18 protein-coding genes are annotated in these 21,449 nt (G+C 73.0%); 9 read left to right on the top strand and 9 right to left on the bottom strand.

The annotated features are described in order from the left end of the window. Nucleotides 1-144: 144 nt before the first annotated feature. Nucleotides 145-1,392, top strand: a complete 1,248-nt coding sequence (locus ACFY7E_RS06255) for an MFS transporter (RefSeq protein WP_389481363.1) — start codon at nt 145-147, stop codon at nt 1,390-1,392. Nucleotides 1,393-1,527: 135 nt separating this feature from the next. Here the strand turns inward: ACFY7E_RS06255 and ACFY7E_RS06250 are convergent, their stop codons facing one another. Together ACFY7E_RS06250 and ACFY7E_RS06245 are read right to left on the bottom strand one after the other, a co-directional pair. Continuing rightward, a complete protein-coding gene (locus ACFY7E_RS06250; RefSeq protein ID WP_389481361.1) occupies nt 1,528-3,582 on the bottom strand; it encodes a phosphocholine-specific phospholipase C in 2,055 nt (684 codons plus the stop codon). Nucleotides 3,583-3,832: 250 nt separating this feature from the next. Then, the gene (locus tag ACFY7E_RS06245) at nt 3,833-4,249 is read right to left on the bottom strand and encodes an organic hydroperoxide resistance protein (RefSeq protein WP_125668527.1); all 417 of its coding nucleotides are present in this window, start codon (nt 4,247-4,249) and stop codon (nt 3,833-3,835) included. A gap of 117 nt (nt 4,250-4,366) precedes the next feature. Between ACFY7E_RS06245 and ACFY7E_RS06240 the strand changes: the two genes are divergently transcribed. The 3 genes from ACFY7E_RS06240 to ACFY7E_RS06230 all read left to right on the top strand — a co-directional run bounded on the left by ACFY7E_RS06240 (nt 4,367) and on the right by ACFY7E_RS06230 (nt 6,755). Further along, nucleotides 4,367-4,894: a MarR family winged helix-turn-helix transcriptional regulator gene (locus ACFY7E_RS06240; RefSeq protein WP_389481358.1), complete on the top strand. Its 528-nt coding sequence runs from the start codon at nt 4,367-4,369 to the stop codon at nt 4,892-4,894. 101 nt (nt 4,895-4,995) lie between these two features. After that, nucleotides 4,996-5,484 (top strand): GNAT family N-acetyltransferase, encoded by a 489-nt coding sequence (locus ACFY7E_RS06235; RefSeq protein WP_389481355.1) that lies wholly within the window; start codon nt 4,996-4,998, stop codon nt 5,482-5,484. Next, nucleotides 5,481-6,755: an MFS transporter gene (locus tag ACFY7E_RS06230; RefSeq protein ID WP_389481353.1), complete on the top strand. Its 1,275-nt coding sequence runs from the start codon at nt 5,481-5,483 to the stop codon at nt 6,753-6,755. The genes ACFY7E_RS06235 and ACFY7E_RS06230 overlap by 4 nt, the downstream gene beginning before the upstream one ends. 101 nt (nt 6,756-6,856) lie before the next feature. Here the strand turns inward: ACFY7E_RS06230 and ACFY7E_RS06225 are convergent, their stop codons facing one another. From ACFY7E_RS06225 to ACFY7E_RS06210, 4 genes are all read right to left on the bottom strand, one after another. Then, a complete protein-coding gene (locus ACFY7E_RS06225) occupies nt 6,857-8,317 on the bottom strand; it encodes an acyl-CoA synthetase (protein WP_389481351.1) in 1,461 nt (486 codons plus the stop codon). A 125-nt stretch (nt 8,318-8,442) separates the two neighbouring features. Further along, nucleotides 8,443-9,627 (bottom strand): MFS transporter, encoded by a 1,185-nt coding sequence (locus tag ACFY7E_RS06220; RefSeq protein WP_389482196.1) that lies wholly within the window; start codon nt 9,625-9,627, stop codon nt 8,443-8,445. Nucleotides 9,628-9,763: 136 nt separating this feature from the next. Then, a complete protein-coding gene (locus ACFY7E_RS06215; RefSeq protein ID WP_389481349.1) occupies nt 9,764-11,398 on the bottom strand; it encodes a GAF domain-containing protein in 1,635 nt (544 codons plus the stop codon). Nucleotides 11,399-11,452: 54 nt separating this feature from the next. Continuing rightward, nucleotides 11,453-12,529 (bottom strand): rod shape-determining protein, encoded by a 1,077-nt coding sequence (locus ACFY7E_RS06210; protein ID WP_383442182.1) that lies wholly within the window; start codon nt 12,527-12,529, stop codon nt 11,453-11,455. Between the two features lie 389 nt (nt 12,530-12,918). Here ACFY7E_RS06210 and ACFY7E_RS06205 point away from each other — a divergent pair, with 389 nt between their 5' ends. Then, on the top strand, nt 12,919-13,923 hold the full coding sequence (locus ACFY7E_RS06205; protein WP_389481347.1) for a hypothetical protein: 1,005 nt from the start codon (nt 12,919-12,921) through the stop codon (nt 13,921-13,923). A gap of 141 nt (nt 13,924-14,064) precedes the next feature. Here the strand turns inward: ACFY7E_RS06205 and ACFY7E_RS06200 are convergent, their stop codons facing one another. After that, nucleotides 14,065-14,499: a MarR family winged helix-turn-helix transcriptional regulator gene (locus ACFY7E_RS06200; protein WP_389481345.1), complete on the bottom strand. Its 435-nt coding sequence runs from the start codon at nt 14,497-14,499 to the stop codon at nt 14,065-14,067. A gap of 105 nt (nt 14,500-14,604) precedes the next feature. Here ACFY7E_RS06200 and ACFY7E_RS06195 point away from each other — a divergent pair, with 105 nt between their 5' ends. The 3 genes from ACFY7E_RS06195 (at nt 14,605) to ACFY7E_RS06185 (ending at nt 17,117) form a co-directional block, all read left to right on the top strand. Then, nucleotides 14,605-15,618: an NADP-dependent oxidoreductase gene (locus tag ACFY7E_RS06195; protein ID WP_389481342.1), complete on the top strand. Its 1,014-nt coding sequence runs from the start codon at nt 14,605-14,607 to the stop codon at nt 15,616-15,618. 72 nt (nt 15,619-15,690) lie between these two features. Next, nucleotides 15,691-16,113, top strand: a complete 423-nt coding sequence (locus tag ACFY7E_RS06190) for an organic hydroperoxide resistance protein (RefSeq protein ID WP_383442170.1) — start codon at nt 15,691-15,693, stop codon at nt 16,111-16,113. 137 nt (nt 16,114-16,250) lie between these two features. Next, nucleotides 16,251-17,117, top strand: coding sequence for an EI24 domain-containing protein (locus ACFY7E_RS06185; protein WP_389481339.1), 867 nt, complete (start codon nt 16,251-16,253; stop codon nt 17,115-17,117). 99 nt (nt 17,118-17,216) lie between these two features. Here the strand turns inward: ACFY7E_RS06185 and ACFY7E_RS06180 are convergent, their stop codons facing one another. Further along, a complete protein-coding gene (locus tag ACFY7E_RS06180) occupies nt 17,217-18,200 on the bottom strand; it encodes a LysR family transcriptional regulator (protein ID WP_389481337.1) in 984 nt (327 codons plus the stop codon). A gap of 214 nt (nt 18,201-18,414) precedes the next feature. Here ACFY7E_RS06180 and ACFY7E_RS06175 point away from each other — a divergent pair, with 214 nt between their 5' ends. Next, a complete protein-coding gene (locus ACFY7E_RS06175; RefSeq protein ID WP_389481334.1) occupies nt 18,415-20,616 on the top strand; it encodes a M4 family metallopeptidase in 2,202 nt (733 codons plus the stop codon). An 82-nt stretch (nt 20,617-20,698) separates the two neighbouring features. Here the strand turns inward: ACFY7E_RS06175 and ACFY7E_RS06170 are convergent, their stop codons facing one another. Beyond that, nucleotides 20,699-21,424, bottom strand: a complete 726-nt coding sequence (locus ACFY7E_RS06170) for a carbon-nitrogen hydrolase family protein (RefSeq protein ID WP_389481332.1) — start codon at nt 21,422-21,424, stop codon at nt 20,699-20,701. Nucleotides 21,425-21,449 lie beyond the last annotated feature (25 nt).

Genomic DNA, 21,449 nt, shown 5'->3' with positions numbered 1-21,449 from the left:
TGAGTCTTTCGGACGTTCTGTTCACCCGCCTGTCACGTTGCCCAGCGTAACTCCTTGCGCCGGTTGACCACACCCTCGCGTTCCTCCATCATCTACATGTAATTGCATGCATCTGAAAGCGCTCCCCAGAAAGGCTCGGTCACCATGCCCCTGCCCCTCCTCGCCCTGATGCTCGGGGTCTTCTGCGTGGGCACCGCCGAGATCGCCATCGCGGGGATCCTGCCCGAGATGTCCGCCGATCTGGGCGTGTCCGTCCCGACGGTCGGGCTCCTGGTCACCGGCTACGCGCTGGGTGTGACCATCGGCGGCCCGATCATCACCCTGCTGACCGCCAAGTGGTCGCGGAAGGGGCTCCTGCTCGGGCTGATGGGCATCTTCATCGTGGGCAACATCGTCGCCGCGCTGGCGCCCAACTACGGGATGCTGATGGGGGCGCGCATCTTCACCTCGTTCAGCCACGGCACCTTCGCCGCCGTCGCCTGGCACGTCGCCGCCCTCATGTCGCCTCCGGACAAGCAGGCGACCGCCATGGCCAAGATCGCGCTGGGCTTCAACTTCGCCAACGTGCTCGGCTCCCCCATCGGCACCCTCATCGGCCAGCAGTTCGGATGGCGCTCCACCTTCGTCTTCATCACGCTCTTCGCCCTGGTGTGCGTCGCCCTCGTCTACGCGTTCGTGCCGAGCGGACTCAGCACCGGCGGCGAGGACGGTGCCGGCGAGGAGGTCTCGCTGCGCGACCAGCTCAAGGTGTTCCGCAGCGGAAGCCTCCAGCTCTCCATGCTGATCACCGTGCTCGCCCAGGGGGCGGTCTTCACCACGTCGACCTACCTGGCGCCCCTGCTCCGCGACGTCGGCCACTTCGCCCCCGCCATGGTCGGCGTCCTGCTGATCGTCTTCGGCATCGGTTCGGTACTGGGCAACATCCTCGGCGGCAGGGCCGCGGACGCCAACGTCATGCGCGGAGTGCTCACCGCCCAGGCGGCCCTGCTGGTCTCGCTCCTGCTCTTCTGGGTCGCCAGCCCGCACCAGATCCCCGCCGTCGCCGCGCTGTTCCTGTTCGGCGCCGCCGGCTTCTCCATCATCCCGGCCCTCCAGGCCCGGATCCTCTCGGTGGCCGCCGCCGCGCCGGCGCTCGCCCTCTCCGCCAACGTGTCCGCCTTCAACCTGGGCAACGGACTCGGCGCCTGGCTCGGCGGCACCACCATCGACCTGGGCTTCGGCGTCCGGGGCGTCACGCTGACGGCCGCCCTGGCCACGACGGCCGCCCTGCTCCTCTCGCTGGCGATGTGGGCTCGAAGCCGCCGGGCGGACGCGGGACTCCCCGTCCTCGACGCGACTGCGAGCAGCGACGACACCGGCGCCGGTGCCTCTCTGCGCCAGAAGACGCCTTAGTGCTCCGGAGCGCCCCGGTGGTGCTCCGGTCCGGCTTCGCGGCCGGGGGCCGCACCCGCTCGACGGCGGGTGCGGCCCCTGTGCGTACCCCGTGCGCCCCGGTGCCCCGGTACGCACCGGGGCCCGGCACGTGGGTCAGTACGTCAGGATCCCCGGGTCCGAGACGTCCGGGGTGCCCGTTTCCACGTGGCCCGCGAGGCGGCGGAGGTAGTCGGGGGACGTGGGCGAGGTGATCGTCACGTCGTACCAGCGGTGGCCGGTGGGTGGGGTGACGGTGTGGGTGGTCGTGGTGCCCTTGGTGACCGTCAGGGTCTTCGGGGTGCCTCCGTAGGTGTTGGTGACGGTCACCGTCGTGGTCGTGCCCGGGTTGGTGAAGGTCAGGTCCAGGCCGCCCGTGGTGGCGTTGTGGCGGGCGGTGACTTCCGGGGCGGCCGTCCTGCCGGGGGAGCGGAAGCGGCGCAGGAAGCCGTTGGGGCCGTGGACCGTGAGGTCGGTGACGCCGGCCGAGTACTTGGTGTTCCAGGTGTCCGAGATCGACTTGCCCGCCTCCGCCGTGTACGTCCAGGGCGCGTCCGTGCGGTTCGCCGAGGTGACGTAGAACTGCGCGCCCGCGCCGGGGCCCGCGCCGAAGGTCAGGCGGTAGGTGCCGGCCGTCGTGTCGGCGGCGCCGTCCACGTACGGCGCGTACTTCAGCGGGCGGGTCGGCTTCGCGCCCCGCTCCTGGCGGGGCATCGTGCCCGTCGCGGGCGCGGTGGCCGGGAAGTCGGGGTGGCGGTCCCGGTCCGGCGGGTAGTAGCCGGCGGTCGGCGGGAGGGAGGCCGGGCGGGCGTCCGTGCGCGTGAAGTCGAAGGCCGAGGTGAGGTCGCCGCAGACGGCCCGGCGCCAGGGGGAGATCTGCGGCTCCCGGACGCCGAAGCGCGCCTCCACGAAGCGGATGACCGAGGTGTGGTCGAAGGTCTCCGAGCAGGTGTAGCCGCCCTTCGACCAGGGCGAGACGACGATCATCGGGACGCGCGGCCCGAGGCCGTAGGGGCCGGCGACGTATCCCGTCTTCCCGGGGAAGTGGTCCAGGGCGGTCGCGACCGTGGAGAGGCCCTGCGCCGCCGAGGCCGGGACGTACGGCGGGACCACGTGGTCGAAGAAGCCGTCGTTCTCGTCGTACGTGACGAACAGGGCCGTACGCGCCCACACGTCCGGGTTCGAGGTCAGCGCGTCCAGGACCTGCGCGATGTACCAGGCGCCGTAGTTGGCGGGCCAGTTGGAGTGCTCCGAGAAGGCCTCCGGGGCCGCGATCCAGGAGACCTTCGGCAGCCGGCCGCCCTGGACGTCGGCGCGCAGCCGGTCGAAGAGGCCCTCGCCGTTCTTGGCGTTCGTGCCGGTGCGTGCCCTGTCGTACAGCGGGTTCCCCGGCTGGGCGTTGCGGTAGCTGTTGAAGTAGAGGAGGGAGTTGTCGCCGTAGTTCCCCCGGTACGCGTCGTTGATCCAGCCCCAGGAGCCCGCCGCGTCCAGGCCGTCGCCGACGTCCTGGTAGATCCGCCACGAGACCCCGGCCGCCTCCAGGCGCTCGGGGTACGTCTTCCAGCCGTACCCCGCCTCGGCGTTGTTGAGGACCGGGCCGCCGCCCGTGCCGTCGTTCCCGGTGTGGCCGCTCCACAGGTAGTAGCGGTTCGGGTCGGTGGAGCCGATGAACGAGCAGTGGTAGGCGTCGCAGACCGTGAACGCGTCGGCGAGCGCGTAGTGGAACGGGATGTCCTCGCGGGTGAGGTACGCCATCGTGGCCCTGGTCTTGGCCGGGACCCACTGGTCGTACCGGCCCTGCGCGAAGGCCTTCTGGCCGCCCGCCCAGTCGTGGTTGAGGCCCTGGAGGAACTCCATGCCCAGCTTCGCGCTCTGCGGACGGAACGGCAGGGTCACCTTGGAGCCGTCGGACTGGTTCCAGACGGACTTCCCGCTCGGCAGGGTCACCGGCCGGGGGTCGCCGAAGCCGCGCACCCCCTTCAGCGAGCCGAAGTAGTGGTCGAAGGAACGGTTCTCCTGCATCAGGACCACGATGTGCTCGACGTCCTGGAGGGTGCCGGTGGAGCCCTGTGCCGGTATCGCGGCGGCGCGGGCGATGCTCTCCGAGAGCAGGGTGAACGCGGCGGCGCCGCCGGTCAGCTGAAGGAACCGGCGGCGGTCGAGGTCGGCCATGGGGGAGTTCTCCTCCGGGTGGGGGCGGGCACGGGTGGGGCGCGCGTGCGGCGGCCGGGCTCCTGCCCGACGGGCGCCCCAAGGACAGCGCCCACGGGCCACCGTCCGGCGGCCGTCCCATGGCTGCCCGCCGTACGGTGGACGAACCCCCGGTGCCGGTCGTACGAAGGTCCCGGCGCGCGGGTGCGGCGCCGGGACCTTCGTACGGCTCCCGCGCGGAGGCGGGGCGGGAGCGTGGCCGGGGGCGTGGTTACTCCACGACCAGTTCGACCTCGATGTTGCCGCGGGTGGCCTTGGAGTACGGGCAGAAGGCGTGGGTCTTCTTCAGGAGGGCCAGGCCCGCCTCGCCCTGGAGGTGCTCCGGGAACTCGGCGCGCATGACGACCGCGAGGCCGAAGCCGCCGTCGGCGGGGTCCTTGCCGATGGAGACCTCGGCTGTGACGGAGGCGTCCGTGATGTCGATCTTCTCCTGGCGGGCGACCACGCCCATCGCGCTGGCGAAACAGGCCGCGTACCCGGCGGCGAAGAGCTGCTCGGGGTTGGTGCCCTGCCCGTTGCCGCCGAGCGCCTGCGGGTGGGCGAGGGGGAGGTCGATGTGGCCGTCGGAGCTGACGGCGCGGCCCTCGCGGCCGTTGGCGGTGGCGACGGCGGTGTAGATCGCGTCCATGGGTTCTCTTCCGTCCTGTCCTGCTGTCCTGGGTGCGGTGGCTCTTCATTTGTAGCGTGCCATTTAGTTGTGTGCATCTTAATCGGGTGTGATGCGTCCTCGCGTATCCTGAGGGGCATGGAGACGCCCGAGACCCTCCCCAGCGACCCTGCCGGTCTTCCCGTCGGTTTTCCCGATGCTCTTCCCGACGGGGACCTCCTCCGCCTCGACCGGCAGATCTGTTTCTCGCTGCACGCGGCGACCCGCGCCTTCAACGGCGTCTACCGCGAGGCGCTCAGGGAACTCGGGCTCACCTACCCCCAGTACCTCGTGATGCTCGTGCTCTGGGAGCACCGCGAGCTGTCCGTGAAGGGCATCGGGGAGCGGGTGCGTCTCGACTCCGGGACCCTGTCGCCGCTGCTCAAGCGGCTGGAGGCGGCCGGGTACGTCGAGCGGCGGCGCAGCCCCGAGGACGAGCGGTCCGTCACCGTGCGCCTCACGGAGGCCGGAGTCGCGCTGCGGGAGGAGGCCCTCGGCGTGCCGCGCCGGATCGCCGCCGCCACCGGCCTGGACCTCGCGGAACTCGGCGACCTGCGCGAGCGGCTCCACGCGCTGGCCGTCCGGCTCGACGCGGCCGACCCCGAGGACCTCTCCGGCTGCGCCTGACCCCGGTGTGGCCGGAGCGGCGGCCTGACCCTGTCGCTCCGGGAACCTCCGTTCATCAAACTGTAAGGAGCCAATTCCGCGCCCGCCCCTATACTCACTCCATGTCCGACATCACCATCCGGCGTGCCACCGCCGACGACTTCCGGCGGCTCACCCGGCTCGTGCGGGGCTCCCGGGCCTACCGCGGGGACTACGCCGCCATGGTCGAGGGGTACCAGGTGGGCGGTTCGTACATCGAGCACCATCCCGTCTTCGTCGCCGCCGACGGTGGCGGGGACGGCCGGGTGCTCGGGTTCTACGCGCTCCTCGTCGACGGAGCCGGGGCCGGAGTCGGGGACGGCGACGCGACCGGGGCCGAACTCGACCTCGCGTTCGTCGCCGACGAGGCCCAGGGGCTCGGCATCGGACGGATGCTCATGGAGCACATGACCGAGCAGGCCAGGGCCGCCGGGCTTCACTCCGTGAAGGTCGTCGCGCACCCGCCCGCCGAGGAGTTCTACCTGCGCACCGGCGCCGTACGCACCGGGACCGTCCCGCCCTCCGGCCACGTCCACTGGGAGCGCCCCGAGCTGCGGTACGACGTCGCGTGACCGCCACCGACGCGCGCGAGCAGGAGCACGAGCGGGAACGGGAGCGCCGGCGGGTCTTCGCCGACCTCACCCCGCTGCGCACCTCCGCCCACTACCGCCGCCTCTGGTTTGGGAACACCGTCTCCTGGGTCGGGCAGGGCATGACCGCCCTCGCCGTCTCCCTCCAGGTGTACGACATCACCGGCTCGCCCTTCTCCGTCGGGCTCGTCGGGCTCTTCTCCCTCGTCCCCCTCGTCGTCTTCGGCCTGTACGGCGGCGCGATCGCCGACACCGTCGACCGCCGCAAGCTCGGCCTGGCCAGCGCCGCCGGCTCCGCCGTGCTCTCCATAGCCCTGGCCGGCGCCGCGTTCGCCGGCTTCCACCGCGTCTGGTTCCTGTACGCGATCGTCGCCCTCCAGGCCGTGTGCGCCGCGCTCAACTCGCCCGCCCGCAGCTCGATGATCCCCCGGCTCCTGCCGCCCGAGCAGCTGCGCGCCGCCAACGCGCTCAACTCGATGGTCATGACCTTCGGCACCCTCGTCGGACCCAGCCTCGGCGGTCTGATCGTCGGGGCCGCCGGCTACCAGACCGCCTATCTCGTCGACGCCGTCGCCTTCACCGCGAGCCTGTACGCGATGTGGCGGCTGCCGTCGATGCTCCCCGACCGCAAGGGGAGCGAACGGGCCTCGGTCCTCGACGGACTGCGCTTCCTCGCCACCCGCCCCAACCTGCGCATGACGTTCTTCTCCGACTTCTGCGCGATGATCCTCGCCCACCCCCGCGCCCTCTTCCCGGCCGTCGCCGTGCTCTGGTACGGCGGGGACGCGAAGACCGCCGGACTCCTCGTCGCCGCGCCCGCGTTCGGAGCGCTCCTCGGTGGGATCCTGTCCGGCTGGCAGGGCCGGATCCGCCACCACGGGCAGGCGATCCTGATCGCCGTCGCCTGCTGGGGCACCGCCATCGCCGTCTTCGGGCTGACCCGGAACCTCTGGCTCGGGCTGCTGTTCCTCGCTCTCGCCGGCTACTCCGACACCGTCTCGATGATCTTCCGGAACACGATGATGCAGGTCGCCGCCCCCGACGAGATGCGCGGCCGGCTCCAGGGCGTCTTCATCGTGGTCGTCGCGGGCGGGCCCCGGCTGGGGGACTTCCTCGCGGGCTCCGCCGCGGACCTGACCTCCCCGGCCGTCGCGATCACCGGCGGCGGGATCGCCTGCGTCGTCGCCGTCGGACTGCTCGCCCTGTACGGGCGCGGGTTCCGCCGTTATGACGCCCTCGACCCGACTCCTTGAATCCCACGACTTCCACGACTTCCACGAGTTCCGTGGGCTTCTCAGGTCCCTCAGGTCCCTCAGGTCCCTCAGGTTCCGTGGGTTCCGGGAGGTCCGTCCCTTCATGTCCGCCCCGTCGTCGGCAGTGCCTTCTTCAGGATCTTTCCCATGTCGTTGCGGGGGAGCGCGTCCAGATAGCGCACCGCCCGGGGGCGCTTGTGCGGGGCGAGGAGCCCCGCCACGTGGTCCGCGAGCTCCGTCTCCGCCGGCGGCTCCCGCACGTCGGAGGGCACCACCCAGGCCACGATCCGCTCGCCCAGGTCCGGATCGGGCTCACCGGTGACGGCCGCCTCCCGCACCCCCGGATGGTCCAGGAGCGCGTTCTCGATCTCGCCCGCCCCGATCTTGTAGCCGCCGCACTTGATCAGGTCGGTCGCCCGGCGCCCCACCAGGCGCACCGCCCCGTCCGCCTCCCGCACCGCCACGTCACCGGTGCGGAACCAGTCCCCGTCGAAGGCGGCCGCCGTCGCCTCCGGACGGTTCAGATAGCCGGAGAACAGGTTCGGGCCGCGCACCTGCACCTCCCCGACCGCCTCCCCGTCGTACGCGTCGAGCACCGAGCCGTCCTCGTCCACGAGCCGCAGGTCCACGCCCGGCAGCGGAGTGCCGACCGTCCCCGGCCGGGGCTCCCCGCCCGGCCGCACACTGGTGTTCATCAGGGTCTCCGTCATCCCGTACCGCTCCACGACCGTCCGGCCCGTCGCCGCCGCGATCCGCTCGTGGTCGTGGACCGGCAGCGCCGCCGAGCCCGAGACGAGCAGCCGCGCCCCGGCCAGCGCCCGGACCAGCCCCTCGTCCTCGGAGAGCGCGTCCGCGAGCCGGTGGTACATGGTCGGCACGCCGAACAGCACCGTGCCGCCCCCGGCGCCCAGCTCCCGCGCCACGCCCTCCACCGAGAACGCGCCCAGGTGCCGGACCTCGCCGCCGCGCCGCAGCGGGCCCAGGATCCCGAGGACGAGCCCGTGCACGTGGAACAGCGGCAGCGCGTGCACGAGGACGTCGTCCGCCGTCCACGCCCAGGCCTCGGCGAGCGCGTCGAGGGACGCGGCGACCGCCCGGCGGGAGAGCAGGACGCCCTTCGGGGGGCCCGTGGTGCCGGAGGTGTAGACGATCAGGGCGGGGGACTCGGGGTCGATCTCCTTCTCCCCGGCCGGCGGGAGGGGACCGGTCGCGTCGAGCCCCACGTCGATCCGGGAGAGCTTCGCCAGTCCCGCCGGCAGTATGTCCTCCGGGCTCGCGAGCACCGCGCCGGGCGCGCTGTCCCCGAGGACGTGCGCCAGCTCCCGCTCGCCCGTGCGCGGATTGAGCGGCACGGCCGGGACACCCGCGAGCAGGGCGGCGACCACCGCGACCGCCGTGCGCGCGCTCGGAGTGGCCCAGACGGCGACCCGCTCCGCACCGTCGAGCCGGACGGCCAGGGCGCCTGCGGTCCGCGCCAGCTCCCCGTACGTCAGCGAGTCCGCGCCGCAGCGCAGCGCGGGCCGGTCGGAACGGGCAGCGACAGCGGGAAAGAACACACTCACCGGTCGTCCTCCTCGGGTCGGCGGCGAGGGGTCTCGCCAAGGTCACCGGGGAGATTCTGCCCGCACGGCGGAGGCATTCTCCGAACGCTTCCCCGAGCTTCCCCCGAGGTTGCCCGGAGGCCTCCTCAGGGACGGCCCGCCGTCGCCCTCGCCGGTTCCGGATCCGGTTCCTCGCCGCCCGGCCGCAGCCCGCGCATCCGCCCGTACGCGTACACACAGCCCGCGAGCGCCAGGTCGGAGAGGAGCATGAAGCCGATCGAGTACGAGCCCTTGGCGCTGTAGATCGCGCCCATCACCAGCGGCGGCAGGAAGCCGCCCAGGCCGCCCATCGCGCCGACGATGCCGGTCACGCTGCCGACCTTGGCCTGCGGGGTGACCTGGGAGACCAGGGCGAAGACCGATCCGCTCGACGTGCCGAGCCCGGCCGCCATCACCAGGAGGGCGATCGTGCCGCCCGGGTACAGCGGCGGGTCGAAGGCCTGGACGATCGCGAACAGGGCGGCCGTGCCCAGTGCGACGGCCGTCACGAGCGCCGGGTGGAACCGGTCCGAGAGCCAGCCGCCGATCGGCCGGAAGACGACGGTGACCAGCGCGAAGCCGGCGGCCTTGGTGCCCGCGTCCGTCGCGTCGAGCTCGTACCAGGTCTTCAGGTACGTCGGCAGGTAGACGCCGAACGCGACGATGCCGCCGAAGCCGATCGCGTACAGCGCCGACAGCTCCCACGTCACCCGCAGCCGCGCCGCCGAGCCCAGCCGCGTCGCGAGCGGCGCGGTGGGCACGGGCCGGTCGGGCCGGTCGGTGAGGAGGAGGAAGGCGAGCACCGCGTACGCGGCGAGCGCGACGGCCACCACGAGGAACGGCAGGTTCTCGCCGTGCTTCGCGATCCGGGGCGTGAAGTAGCCGGAGAGCGCCACGCCGCCCATGCCCATGCCGAACACCCCGAGCGCCAGACCGCGCTTGGCGGGCGGGAACCAGGAGTTGACCAGCGGGATGCCGATCGCGAACGTGGTGCCGCCCAGGCCCAGGAGGAACCCGACGACCAGCATCAGGCCGTAGCTGTCCCTGACCACGGTCAGGAGCAGCACGGGGACGATCGTCAGCGCCGAGACCAGCGGGAACATCAGCTTCGCCCCGTACCGGTCCGTCAGCGCGCCGGCCGGGACGCGGCCGACCGAGCCGACCAGGACGGGCACCGCGACGAGCAGCGACTGCTGGAAGGAGCTGAGGCCGAGCCGGTCGCCGTACCAGCTCGCGAGCGGTGCGATCAGGTTCCACGCCCAGAAGGTGAGCGTGAAGCCGATGGTGGCCATCACCAGATTGCGGTAGGCCGCCGCGGTCGGGGGCTTGGTGTCGGTGTCCACCCCTCCAGTCAAGATCCGGTCCGGGACCGGGGCGCGCCGGGCTGCTCCGTACGGGGTCGTGTCCGTGGATCCCGTGCACGGCCTCCTACGGGTCCCCGGGCCAGGTCACCACGGTCGGCGGGGTTCCGTCGTCCTCGATCCGCAGCCGGACGTCCCCGTCCCCGGCCGTCACCCCGACGGTGATCGCGCCGATCCCGGACCGCCGGTGCGCCGCCGCGAGCGCCCCGCGCAGGACGCCGAGGAGCCTCTCCCCGGTCTTCTCGTCCACGAGGGCGTCGACCGCGCCGGAGAAGTGCACGGACGGCTGGAAGCCGAGCAGGGCCGCCGCGCCGCCGGTCTCGCGCAGCACCCGTCCCCGGAAGGTCGTCGGGGCGTCCGCCGGTGGCTGCTGGAGCGCGAAGATGGTCGTGCGGACCTCCTGGATCGTGGAGTCCAGCTCGTCCACCGCCCGGCCGAGCAGGGTGCTCTCCTCGGAGGACTCCGCCGTCCGCCGCCGGGTCGACTCCAGCATCATCTCCGTGGCGAACAGGCGCTGGACGACCAGGTCGTGCAGGTCCCGGGCGATCCGGTCCCGGTCCTCGTACACCGCGAGCCGCTCCCGGTCGTGGCGCGCGTCCGCGAGGACGAGCGCGAGCGCCGCCTGCGAGGCGAACTGCGAGGCGAGCAGCCGGTCCACCGCCGAGTACGGCGGGTCGCCGCGCCGCCGGGGGAGGGCGAGGGTGCCGATGAGCCGCCCGCCGCTCCGCAGCGGCAGCATCATCGACGGGCCGAAACGGGACCGGACACGGGTCGTCATCCGCGGGTCGGTCGCCGAGTCCTCCACGAAGACCGGCTCCCCGCCGAGGAGCCGGCCGAGCACGGGGGAGCCGGGCGCGATCGTCGTGCCGATCAGGTCGTCCGGATCGTCCGGGGTCGAGGCGGCGACGATCTCCATCCCGCCCTCCGCGGTGGGCTGGAGGACCACCCCGGCCGAGGCGGCGGCGAGGACGCGGGCCCGTTCGGCGACGGTCGTCAGGGCGTTCTCGGCGGACGCGCCGGTGAGCAGGGCCGTGGTCACCGCGGCCGCGCCCTCGATCCAGCGCTCCCGCTGCCGGGCCGTCTCGTACAGGCGGGCGTTGCCGATGGCGATCCCGGCCTGCGAGGCGAGCACCCGGAGCAGGGCGAGGTCCTCCTCGGTGAAGCGGCCCGTCCGCTTCTCGGTGAGGTGGAGGTCGCCGAAGACCTCCGTGTGGACCCGGATCGGGACGCTCAGGGAGGTGTGCGTCTCCGGACGGCCCCCGGGCACGCCGGAGGAGCGCGGATCGGCCGTAGGATCGTCGCGCCGCGGCGGCCGGGGGGCCCGGACCGGGGCGCCGGCCGGTTCGGCGCCACCGTCGGGGAGGCGGCCGACGCGCCGCCGCTCCTCCTCCGTCATGCCCGCGGTGAAGAGTTCGGTGAGCCGCCGGCGCTCGGGGTCGAGGACCCCGAGCGCGCCGTGGCGGGCGCCGGTCAGTTCGGTGGCGGAGTCCACGATGTGCTGGAGCGTGGCGTGCAGTTCGAGGTCCGTGCCGACGCCGAGGACCGCTTCGAGCAGCAGGGGGAGACGGGGCGGGTCCTCGCCCCGTGCTCCGGAGACCCTTTCGCCCCGTGCCCCGGAGACGCTCTCGTCCCGTGCTTCGGAGACGCTCTCGTCCCGTGCTCCGGAGGTCCCCTCGTCCCTGTCCTCGTCCATGAGCGTCATGGTCTCATTGTCGTACGAAGGGGGATTTTCGGGCGCTTTGCGGGCGGCCGGGGGTCACACCTCTTCCTTCTCCTCCTCGTCGGCGAAGGGGTCCCGCACCGACAGCTGGTCCAAGGCCATCGGCTGGACCCTGCCCTCCAGCATCGCGCCGAGGCCCAGGACCGCGCACACGTCCGGCCGTTCGGCGATCTGCACCGGCATCCCGGTCGCCTCGCGCAGCATCTCGTCGAGGCCCGGCAGCAGGGCGGAGCCGCCGACCATCATGATCCCCCGGTCCGCGAGGTCGGCCACCAGGTCCGGCGGGCAGTCCCGCAGCACCTTCCCGATGCCGTCGAGGACCGCCGTCAGCGGGGTGTGGATGGCCTCCCGCACGGCGGCGGTGTCGACGGTCACCGAACGGGCCAGGCCCGTGGCGACGTCCCGGCCGTGGATCTCGGTCCAGGCCGGGCCCTCGGACGTCAGGCCGTTGCCCCTGAGGGCCAGTTGCAGCGGACGCACCGACTGGCTCGGCAGCATCAGCTCGTGGTGGTGGCGCAGGTGCTGGACGATCGCGTGGTCGATGGCGTCGCCGCCGACCGGCATCCGCTCCGCCGTGACGATCGCGCCCAGCGAGAGCACCGCGACCTGCGTGGTCGCCGCCCCGCAGACCATGATCATGGTCGCGGTCGGCTGCTCGACGGGCAGGTCGCACCCCACGGCCGCCGCGATCAGGGTGTCGACCAGCTCGACCCGGCGCGCCCCGAGACCGACCAGGGTCTCCACGGTGGCGCGCTGTGCCAGCGGGTCGCTGCCGTGCGGGGTGCACGCGGCCGCGCGCAGCCGGGGCTTGCGGCGCAGCTGCCGACGCAGCTTCTCGCCCAGGAGGTGACGGAGCATCCGCTGCGCCATCTCGATGTCGACGACCGTGCCGCCCGAGACCGGGCGCACGACCCGGATGTAGTCGGGGGTGCGGCCGGTCATCTTCTCGGCCAGCTCGCCCACGGCGATCAGCGCGCCGGTACGGATGTTGACGGCGGCGACGCTCGGCTCGTCGACGACGAGTCCGGCGCCCTTGACGAAGACCCGGGTGCGGGAGGCACCCAGGTCGACGGCGACATGGCAGCGGCGCAGCTGCTCAAGGCTGACGGTCATGGCGGATCCTCCGGAGTGCGGTGCCGGCACGTGCGAGGTGGTGCGCGGTCCTCCTCGCATCGTCCGGCCGTCCGGCCCCGGGCGCGCGCTGGGCTGCGCCGGCCGGGGGCGGGGGAGGGGCGCCGGGGTGATTCCGGGGCGGTTCCCTCTGTTCGGGGCGGCCCCTCTGTGGGGGTGAACCACCCGGCGCCGGCCGGGGCGAACCCTCCGGAGCCGGTCGGTTCCGGAGGGTCGGGAAAGAGGGCCGGAGGATGCGGGAAGGAACCGGAGGCGATCCTTCCCGAAGCGGGAGAATCGCGACGCACCGCCCTCGACCTGCGGTTTCCTCACAGGATCCTCACGTCCGCGCCTATCTGACGGTGTGCCGGGCCGCATAGCCTGCGGGCCCCATGGACTACTGCCACGCGTGCCGGCGGCACCTCAACGGGGCCCTCGCCTGCGCCGGGTGCGGGACCCCCGTGGAGGAACTGCGGTACGAGACCCCCCACATCACCGCCACCCGGCAGGCACCCGCCGCGACCCCGGCTTCGGTCTCCGACCCGGCCTCCGGCACGGCTTCGGCCTTCGTCCCGGCCCCGGCCTCCGCTCCGGCCGTGGCGCCCGAGCACGTCTACGAACTGGGCACCGTCGAGCCGCCGCGCCCGTCCGCCGGCGGCCGCCGGGCCGCCCGCACCGCCTCCCGCGGGGCGCAGGGCCGTTCCGCGCGTCGCGGGAGGCGGTCGCGGACGCGCCGGGGCCGCACGGTCCTGCTGGGAACGCTGGGCCTCGTCCTCGCGGCCGGCACGCTGAGTCTGGCGAAACTGGCCCTGGAGGAGCCGCCGCCGGGCGGTCCCGCCACGGCCGTCCAGGAGCTGGAGGTCACCGAGAGCCCGCTGCCGCCCGACCCCGTCGAGAGCACCGGAACGCCGGACGGCCCCGGACCGGCCCCGGTGACGGACGCCCCGGACTCCGCGTCCACCCGCCCCCGCCAAGTCAGCGCGGACTCCACCGCCGGAGTCGGCACGGGCGTCGGTACGGGCGTCGGTACGGGCATCGGTACGGGAACGGGGACCGGCAAGGGATCGGGCACCGGCACCGGTTCCGGCACCGGCACCGCGCCCGGTTACGGAACCGATGGCTCCGGCTCCGGCCCGGCCACCGGTCAGGGCGGGGGCGACGGCACCCCGGCGCAGTCGCCGGACGCGACGTCCCCGGCCTCGCCCTCCGGCTCGCCCGACGCGACCCCGTCCGCCGGCGACCCGACGCCCTCCGGCCCCGGCGGGAAGCCCGAGACTCCGGGGAATCCCGACAAGCCCGGAAAGACCACCTCTCCGGCCACCGGCCCCGCGCCGACCGCGACCCCGACGCCGGAACCGTCCCCCGCCTGCACCCGCTTCCTCTGGTGGTGCGTGTAGGGGAACGGGTGCGGGTGGGCGCCGCGCCCCACGCCGGCCCCTCGCCCTGTGCCGGCGGGGCCCCGGGCCCTACGCGGGCCCCGCGCCCTACGCGGGCTCCTCGCCCTACGCAGGCTCCACGCCCTACGCCGACCCCGCCCCCTACGCCGGCTCCTCGCCCAGCATCCGCTTCAGCAGGTCCCGCAGCAGGGTCCGCTCGACCTCGGTCAGCTCGCCGAGCGGCTCGCGCGCGAAGTCGAGCGACTCGCGCAGCCGGAGGGTGACGGCCCGGCCCTCGTCCGTGGGGACGGCCAGCTTGACCCGCCGGTCGTCCGGGGCGGGCCGGCGCTCCACGAGGCCGCGCGCCTCCAGACGGTCGACTATCCCGGTGATGTTGGACGGCTCGCACTTCAGCTTCAGGGCGATGCGTCGCATCGGCAGCGGTTCGAGCGAGAGCAGGCCGAGGACCCGGGCCTGGGCCCCGGTCAGCGCGTGCTGCGCGGCCGCCTGCTCGTACTCCTCGTAGTAGCGCGCCACGACCGTGCCGATCAGCTCGACGACTTCGAAGGTCAGGGGGTCCGTGCGTGAGGTGGCCATGGACTTCATCCTACCCGGATACTTGACAACGTGAAATATCAAGGCGCATGGTTGTTTCAGGCAGTGAACCTTTGTTGATCTGAAGCTTTCCTGGAGGCCGTGCCCATGTCCGCTCTTCCCGCGTCCAGCCGTGAGTGGCACCTCGTCGCCCGCCCGCACGGCTGGCCCGTCCCCGCGGACTTCGCCCTGCGCGAGACCCCGGTCGCCGAGCCCGCCGAGGGCCGGATCCTCGTGCGCAACCTGCACTTCTCCGTCGACCCGTACATGCGCGGCCGGATGAACGACGTGAAGTCGTACGTCCCGCCGTTCAAGCTCGACCACCCCATGGACGGCGGCGCGGTCGGCGAGGTCGTCGCCTCGAACGCCGAGGGCTTCGCCGTCGGCGACCACGTCCTGCACGGCCTCGGCTGGCGCGAGTACGCCGACGTGCCCGCCAAGCACGCGACCAGGGTCGACCCCGACCTCGCCCCCCTCTCCGCCTACCTCGGCGTGCTCGGCATGACCGGCCTCACCGCCTACGCCGGCCTCTTCGAGGTCGCCTCCTTCAAGGAGGGCGACGCCGTCTTCGTCTCCGGCGCGGCCGGGGCCGTCGGCAGCCAGGTCGGCCAGATGGCCCGCATCAAGGGCGCCTCCCGGGTCATCGGCTCGGCCGGCTCCGACGAGAAGGTCAAGTGGCTGGTCGAGGAGCTCGGCTTCGACGCCGCCTTCAACTACAAGAACGGCCCGGTCAAGGACCAGCTCCGCGAGGCCGCCCCGGACGGCATCGACGTCTACTTCGACAACGTCGGCGGGGACCACCTCGAAGCCGCGATCTCCTCGCTCAACGTGCACGGCCGCGCCACCATCTGCGGCATGATCGCCCAGTACAACGACACCGAGCCGGACCCCGGCCCGCGCAACATGGCGCAGATCATCGGCAAGCGGCTGCGCCTCCAGGGCGTCCTCGTCGGCGACCACTACGACCTCCAGGAGCAGTTCGTCCGGGAGGTCGGCGGCTGGCTCGCCGCCGGAGAGCTCAAGCACCGCGAGACCTTCGTCGAGGGCATCGAGAACGGCGTGGACGCCTTCCTCGGCCTGCTGCGCGGCGACAACACCGGGAAGATGATCGTCTCGGTGTGACCCGCTAGGCTTCCTTCAGCCGTCGCGATCGTGGGCGCGAGTCGCGGCGAACCGCAGAAGGAAGTACCCAGCATGTCCATCCAGCACTCCGACGTCCTCTACACCGCGGTCGCCACCGCCGAGAACGGGCGCGACGGGCGCGTCGCCACCGACGACGGCAAGCTCGACGTCGTCGTCAACCCGCCGAAGGCCATGGGCGGCTCCGGCGAGGGCACCAACCCCGAGCAGCTCTTCGCGGCCGGCTACAGCGCCTGCTTCCAGGGCGCCCTCGGGGTCGTCGCCCGCAACGAGAACGCCGACGTGTCCGGCTCGACGGTCACCGCCGAGGTCGGCATCGGCAAGAACGACGAGGGCTTCGGCATCATCGTCAAGATCTCGGCGTCCATCCCGAACGTGGACGCCGAGACCGCCAAGAGCCTCATCGAGAAGGCCCACCAGGTCTGCCCGTACTCCAAGGCGACCCGCGGCAACATCACGGTGGAGCTAGCGGTCTGAGCAGGGCCCCCGGGTCCGGACGCGCGACAGCGCACGAGGGCCGCACCCCGACCGACCGGGGTGCGGCCCTCGCCGTGTCCGGAAGCAGGTCCGTGGCCGGAAACAGGCCCCCGACCGGCCCCGATAGGGTGACCTCCATGCGTGATCTCGGGGCGGGTTTCGGATACCTGGTCAAGGGCCAGAAGTGGGTGGCCAAGCACGGGCGGTGGTTCGGATTCGGGTTGTTGCCCGGACTCGTGACCCTCGTCCTCTACGCGGGCGCCCTCGTCGGACTCGGCTACGGCGCCGACGACCTGACCGCCTGGGCGACCCCGTTCGCCGACGACTGGACCTCGCCCTGGCTCGACGTCCTGCGCGGCACCCTCACGGCCCTCGTCTTCGTCTTCGGCCTCTTCCTCGCCGTCATCACCTTCACCGCCGTCACCCTCCTCATCGGCCAGCCCTTCTACGAGTCGCTCTCCGAGGCGGTCGACCGCAGCGAGGGCGGCGAGGTGCCCGAATCCGGGCTCCCGCTCTGGCGTGAGCTGTGGATCTCGGCCCGGGACAGCCTGCGGATCCTGCTGCGGGTCGCGTTCTACGGCGTCCTGCTCTTCGCCTGCGGCTTCATCCCGGTGGTCGGTCAGACCGTCGTCCCCGTCATCGGCTTCTGCGTCTCCGGCTTCTTCCTCACCGAGGAGCTGACCTCCGTCGCGCTCCAGCGCCGGGGCGTCGAGTTCAAGGAGCGGCTGCGACTGCTGCGCGGACGCCGGTCCGCCGTCCTGGGCTTCGGAGTTCCGCTGACCCTCGCCTTCCTCGTGCCCTTCGTCGCCGTCTTCCTGATGCCGGGCGCGGTCGCCGGCGCCACCCTCATGGCCCGCGACCTGCGCGGCGAGACCCCCGACGACGACCGGAACGACGACGACCGGAACGACGCGGCTCGGAACAGGCCCTCCGGAGAGAACGCCCCGGAGCGCGGCGCCCTCCGCAAGTCCGACGGCACCCGAGGGGCGCACCACCTCTCCTGACCCCGAAGACCGCCACGGACGACCCCGAGGTCCCGCAGGTCCCGCAGGTCCCGCAGGGCCCGGAGGCCCCCGGGAACCCCTACAGCCCCCCGAGGCCCCCTACGGGCGGTCCTCCCCGGAAAGGTCCCCCAGGGCGGGATGCAGCTCCGGCCGGGCCTCCCACCACTCCCGGTGGAAGGCGTTGGTCCCCACGTTCGCCACATAGGCCCCGACCGCCGCCCGGTACAGCAGCTCCGCGTGCCGGGCGGGGACCGCCGCCCGGTTCCAGGCCAGTCTGATCCGCCCCGTCACCGGATCGCCCTCCAGCGGCCGCAGCACCGTCCCCGCGGCCGGCGGCGCCGTCGGCTGGCTCAGCGAGATCGCCCGGCCCGCCGCGATCAGGTCGTAGTGCATCTTGCGGTCGGCCACCCGGTGCCGGAGCAGCGGCGCGAAACCGGCCCGCGCACAGGCCGCGACCAGCGCCTCCGGGCCGCCGTCGTCGTCCTCGACCAGCGTCATCCAGGACTCGCCCGCCAGCTCGGCGAGCGCGATCCGCTCCTTCCCCGCCAGCGGATGGTCCGCCGAAAGGCGCACGCAGAACGGCTCCTTGGGGACCAGCGTCCGGGCCGTGGCGCCCTCCGGCAGCGGCACCTCGTGGTCGTTGACCTCGCCGTACAGCACGGCGTCGTACCGGCCCGCGCCCAGCTGTCGGGTCAGCGTGGTCACCGAGTGCTCCACGGTCACCGCGATCTCCCGCCCCGCCAGGACCTCTTCGAGCCGCTCCATCAGCCGGTCCACCAGGACGAGCAGGATGCAGCCGAGCCGCAACGGGGTGTCCGGCGCGGCCGCCCGCGCCCCGGCCGCCAGCGCGTCCATCTCGCCCAGGACCAGACGCGCCTTGGCGAGCACGAACTCACCGAGCGGCGTGGGCTCCACACCGCTGCGGCCGCGCAGGAACAGCTCCCCGCCCGCGACCCGCTCGATCCGCCGCAACTGCGCCGAAAGAGCCGGCTGCGAGACCCCGAGACGCACCGCCGCGCGCCCCAGACTGCCCGCTTCCGCTATCCGGCAGACGGCCTCCAGATGCCTCAACTCCAGTTGCATTTCAGCAGCGTACGCAGCACCGGGCGGCCGCACCATAACCCGCGTCTTATGCCGGATGGGATGTCCCGGACCGGCCATGTCCACGCCCATACTCGGCGCGACGATCCGACTTCCCCACTCCGGATCCCCACCCCGGTCCCACACCCCGGATCACCGGCCGGAATCCCCACACCGGAGTCCCCACCCCGGATCCCCCACCCCGAACGGAGCCCACGTGCACCCCTTCAGACTCACGGCGGCCGTGGCCGCCCTGGCGCTCTCGGCGAGCCTCGCGACCGCCCTCGCCGGGCCCGCCACCGCGGCCCCGCAAGGCCCGCAGGACCGACCCGTCCCGCCCGGCCACGGTCGGTCCCTCGCCCTGGCCGCCGCCGACACCGCCGCCGAGAGCGGCCTCGACGAACTGCGGCACGGCACCGACGAGGAACTCGTCCGGACCTCCGTCACCCCCTGGGCGAACGGCCTGTACTACGCCGCCTACGAGCGCAGCTACAAGGGCCTCCCGGTCGCCGGCGGCGGCGACGCGGTCGTCCTCACCGACTCCACGGGCGCGGTCCGCGAGGTCACCGGCGCCAAGGCCCCCGCGATCAGGCTCGCCACCACCACCGCCAAGGTCCCCGCCGGCACGGCGCTCGCCACCGCCCGCAAGCAGCTCGCCTCCGTCGAGTCCGCGAGCACCCCCGAACTGACCGTGCTCCTCAAGGCCGGCAAGCCCGTCCTGACCTGGCGCACCCTGGTCGTCGGCCGGACCGCGAAGGGCGCCCCCAGCTCCCTCGACACCCACGTCGACGCCCGCACCGGAGCCGTCGCGCAGTCGACCGAGAAGATCCTGCACGCCGACGGCCGCGGCTACCACAACGGCAACGTCACCATCGACACCGCCGCGAACTCCATGACCGACACCACCCGCGGCTCCTTCAAGTGCGGCGGCCAGAACGGCAGCGCCTACACCGGCACCCCGCCCTGGGGCAACAACGGCGCCAACGACCTGGTGACCGCCTGCGTCGACATCATGTACGCGGCGCAGAAGGAACATTCCATGCTCAAGGAGTGGTTCGGCTACAACGGCCAGAACGGACAGGGCGGCATGGTCCCGGCCCGCGCCGGACTGAGCGAGGTCAACGCGTACTACGACGGTACGAAGACCACCTACGGCCGCAACCAGAACGGCACCAACCAGCTCACCGGCATCGACGTCGTGGCCCACGAGTACGGCCACGAGATCTTCGACCGGACCCCGGGCAGCGCCGGCTCCTCCAACGAGAACGGCGGCCTCAACGAGTCCACCGGCGACATCTTCGGCGCGCTGACCGAGCACTACGCCAACAACCCCAACGACACCCCCGACTACACGGTCGGCGAGAAGCTGAACTTCACCGGCAACAACCAGCCGATCCGCAACATGTACAACCCGTCGCTCGTCGGCAACGACCCCAACTGCTACACCCAGCTCAGCTCGGGCACCGAGGTGCACGCGGCGGCCGGCCCGCAGAACCACTGGTTCTACCTGCTCGCCGAGGGCTCCAGCCCGGGCGGGGGCAAGCCCAACAGCCCCATATGTTCCGGCGGCCCCTCCTCGGTGACCGGCATCGGCATCCAGAAGGCCGGCAAGATCTTCATGGGCGCCCTGCTGATGAAGACCTCGTCCTGGAACCACCTGGCCGCCCGCAGGGCGACCCTGACCAGCGCCAAGAACACCTACGGCAGCGCCGAGTGCAACGCGGTGAAGGCCGCCTGGAACGCCATCGGCGTCCCCGCCCAGTCCGGTGAGACCGACTGCGGCGGCACCAGCACCCCGGACTTCTCGCTCGCCCTGAACCCGTCCTCGGGCTCGGTCCAGGCCGGCGCCTCCGTCACCTCCACGGTGAACACCACCACCGTCGGCGGCAGCGCGCAGACCGTCCAGCTCTCCGCGAGCGGCGCCCCGAGCGGCGTCACCGTCTCCTTCAGCCCCTCCTCGGTGACCTCCGGCAACTCCTCCACGATGACCGTCCAGGTCGCGGCGGGCACCGCCAACGGCACGTACCCGATCACCGTCACCGGTACGGGCTCCGCCACCCACACCGTCACCTACCAGCTGTCGGTCGGCTCGACGACCCCGCCCACCGGCTGCGCCAACGCCCAGCGCACCTACCAGGGCAGCCTGACGTCCGGCCAGACCGCCATCCAGCCCGACGGCTCGTACTACTACTCGGCGACGTCCGGCACCCACACGGGCTGCCTGCGCGGCCCGGCCGGCCAGGACTACGACCTGTACCTGCAGAAGTGGAACGGGTCCGGCTGGACCGACGTGGCCGTGGGCGGCACGGCGACCGCCGACGAGAACACCAGCTACAACGGCACCGCGGGCTACTACCGGTACGTGGTCCACGCGTACAGCGGCTCCGGCGCCTACACGCTGGGTCTGAGCGCCCCGTAGCGGGCCGGGGGTCCCGTCCACGGGGTCCCGCGCCGGGCGGCCGACCCGAACGGCCGCCCGGCGTCCGCGCGCCCGGAACCCCTCAGACCGGGGCGCCTCCGACCTCCGCGAGCACGAAGCCCGGCCGGTCGGGACCCGCGTCCGCGAGCCGCTCCCCGTCCGGTCCCCAGACGCCGGCGCGGCCCTGGCCCACCCCGTCCTCGTTGGCCCCGAGGACGTTGCCGAGCACCACGTACAGGCCGAAGTCCCGGGCCCGTACCGGATAGACCTCCGTGAACGAGTCGTTCCCCGCCGTCAGGACCGAACTCGCCAGGTAGACCGCGCAGCCGTCGGCCGCCGCCCGCCCGGCCAGCTCCGGGAAGCGGTTGTCGTAGCAGGTGGCCGTCGCGAACCGGACCCCGTCGAGCACGAACCGGCCGTCCTCCGCGCCCGGCGCGAAGACCTCCCGCTCGACGCCGTACAGGTGCCGCTTGTCGTAGCGGGCGAGGAGCCCGCCGTCCGGGCCGATCACCAGCGTGGTGATGCCGGGGCGCCCGTCCGCCGTCCGCACCGGCCCGTTGACCACGGCCGCCGCCGACACCGCGCGGCACGCCTCCCGCACGGGCGCGAGCCGGGGGTCGTCCTCGGCGAGGACCAGGCCGGGGGAGTCCCGTATCAGGGCGGGCTCGTACCCGCTGAGGCAGAGCTCGGCGAAGACGACCACGCGGGCCCCCGCCTCCCCGGCCTCCCGGACCAGGCCGGCGACGGTCCGCGCGTTGGCGTCGATGTCCCCGGCGACCGGGGCGAACTGGGTGGCTGCGACGATCATGCCCCCATCATCCCGCCCGTGGGGC

It is taken from the genome of Streptomyces sp. NPDC012825, assembly GCF_042900925.1.
Lineage (GTDB): Bacteria > Actinomycetota > Actinomycetes > Streptomycetales > Streptomycetaceae > Streptomyces.
Note: the sequence above shows the minus strand (reverse complement) of the source record. Positions and strands in the feature narration are given on the sequence as shown.

What these genes read in the sequence shown, in the direction of transcription:
- ACFY7E_RS06220 (WP_389482196.1), bottom strand. Translation starts at nt 9,627, where the DNA reads ATGGCCACCATCGGCTTCACGCTCACCTTCTGGGCGTGGAACCTGATC.
- ACFY7E_RS06205 (WP_389481347.1), top strand. Translation starts at nt 12,919, where the DNA reads ATGGACTACTGCCACGCGTGCCGGCGGCACCTCAACGGGGCCCTCGCC.
- ACFY7E_RS06235 (WP_389481355.1), top strand. Translation starts at nt 4,996, where the DNA reads ATGTCCGACATCACCATCCGGCGTGCCACCGCCGACGACTTCCGGCGG.
- ACFY7E_RS06185 (WP_389481339.1), top strand. Translation starts at nt 16,251, where the DNA reads ATGCGTGATCTCGGGGCGGGTTTCGGATACCTGGTCAAGGGCCAGAAG.
- ACFY7E_RS06170 (WP_389481332.1), bottom strand. Translation starts at nt 21,424, where the DNA reads ATGATCGTCGCAGCCACCCAGTTCGCCCCGGTCGCCGGGGACATCGAC.
- ACFY7E_RS06200 (WP_389481345.1), bottom strand. Translation starts at nt 14,499, where the DNA reads ATGGCCACCTCACGCACGGACCCCCTGACCTTCGAAGTCGTCGAGCTG.
- ACFY7E_RS06215 (WP_389481349.1), bottom strand. Translation starts at nt 11,398, where the DNA reads ATGACGCTCATGGACGAGGACAGGGACGAGGGGACCTCCGGAGCACGG.
- ACFY7E_RS06180 (WP_389481337.1), bottom strand. Translation starts at nt 18,200, where the DNA reads ATGCAACTGGAGTTGAGGCATCTGGAGGCCGTCTGCCGGATAGCGGAA.
- ACFY7E_RS06255 (WP_389481363.1), top strand. Translation starts at nt 145, where the DNA reads ATGCCCCTGCCCCTCCTCGCCCTGATGCTCGGGGTCTTCTGCGTGGGC.
- ACFY7E_RS06210 (WP_383442182.1), bottom strand. Translation starts at nt 12,529, where the DNA reads ATGACCGTCAGCCTTGAGCAGCTGCGCCGCTGCCATGTCGCCGTCGAC.
- ACFY7E_RS06190 (WP_383442170.1), top strand. Translation starts at nt 15,691, where the DNA reads ATGTCCATCCAGCACTCCGACGTCCTCTACACCGCGGTCGCCACCGCC.
- ACFY7E_RS06250 (WP_389481361.1), bottom strand. Translation starts at nt 3,582, where the DNA reads ATGGCCGACCTCGACCGCCGCCGGTTCCTTCAGCTGACCGGCGGCGCC.
- ACFY7E_RS06195 (WP_389481342.1), top strand. Translation starts at nt 14,605, where the DNA reads ATGTCCGCTCTTCCCGCGTCCAGCCGTGAGTGGCACCTCGTCGCCCGC.
- ACFY7E_RS06240 (WP_389481358.1), top strand. Translation starts at nt 4,367, where the DNA reads ATGGAGACGCCCGAGACCCTCCCCAGCGACCCTGCCGGTCTTCCCGTC.
- ACFY7E_RS06245 (WP_125668527.1), bottom strand. Translation starts at nt 4,249, where the DNA reads ATGGACGCGATCTACACCGCCGTCGCCACCGCCAACGGCCGCGAGGGC.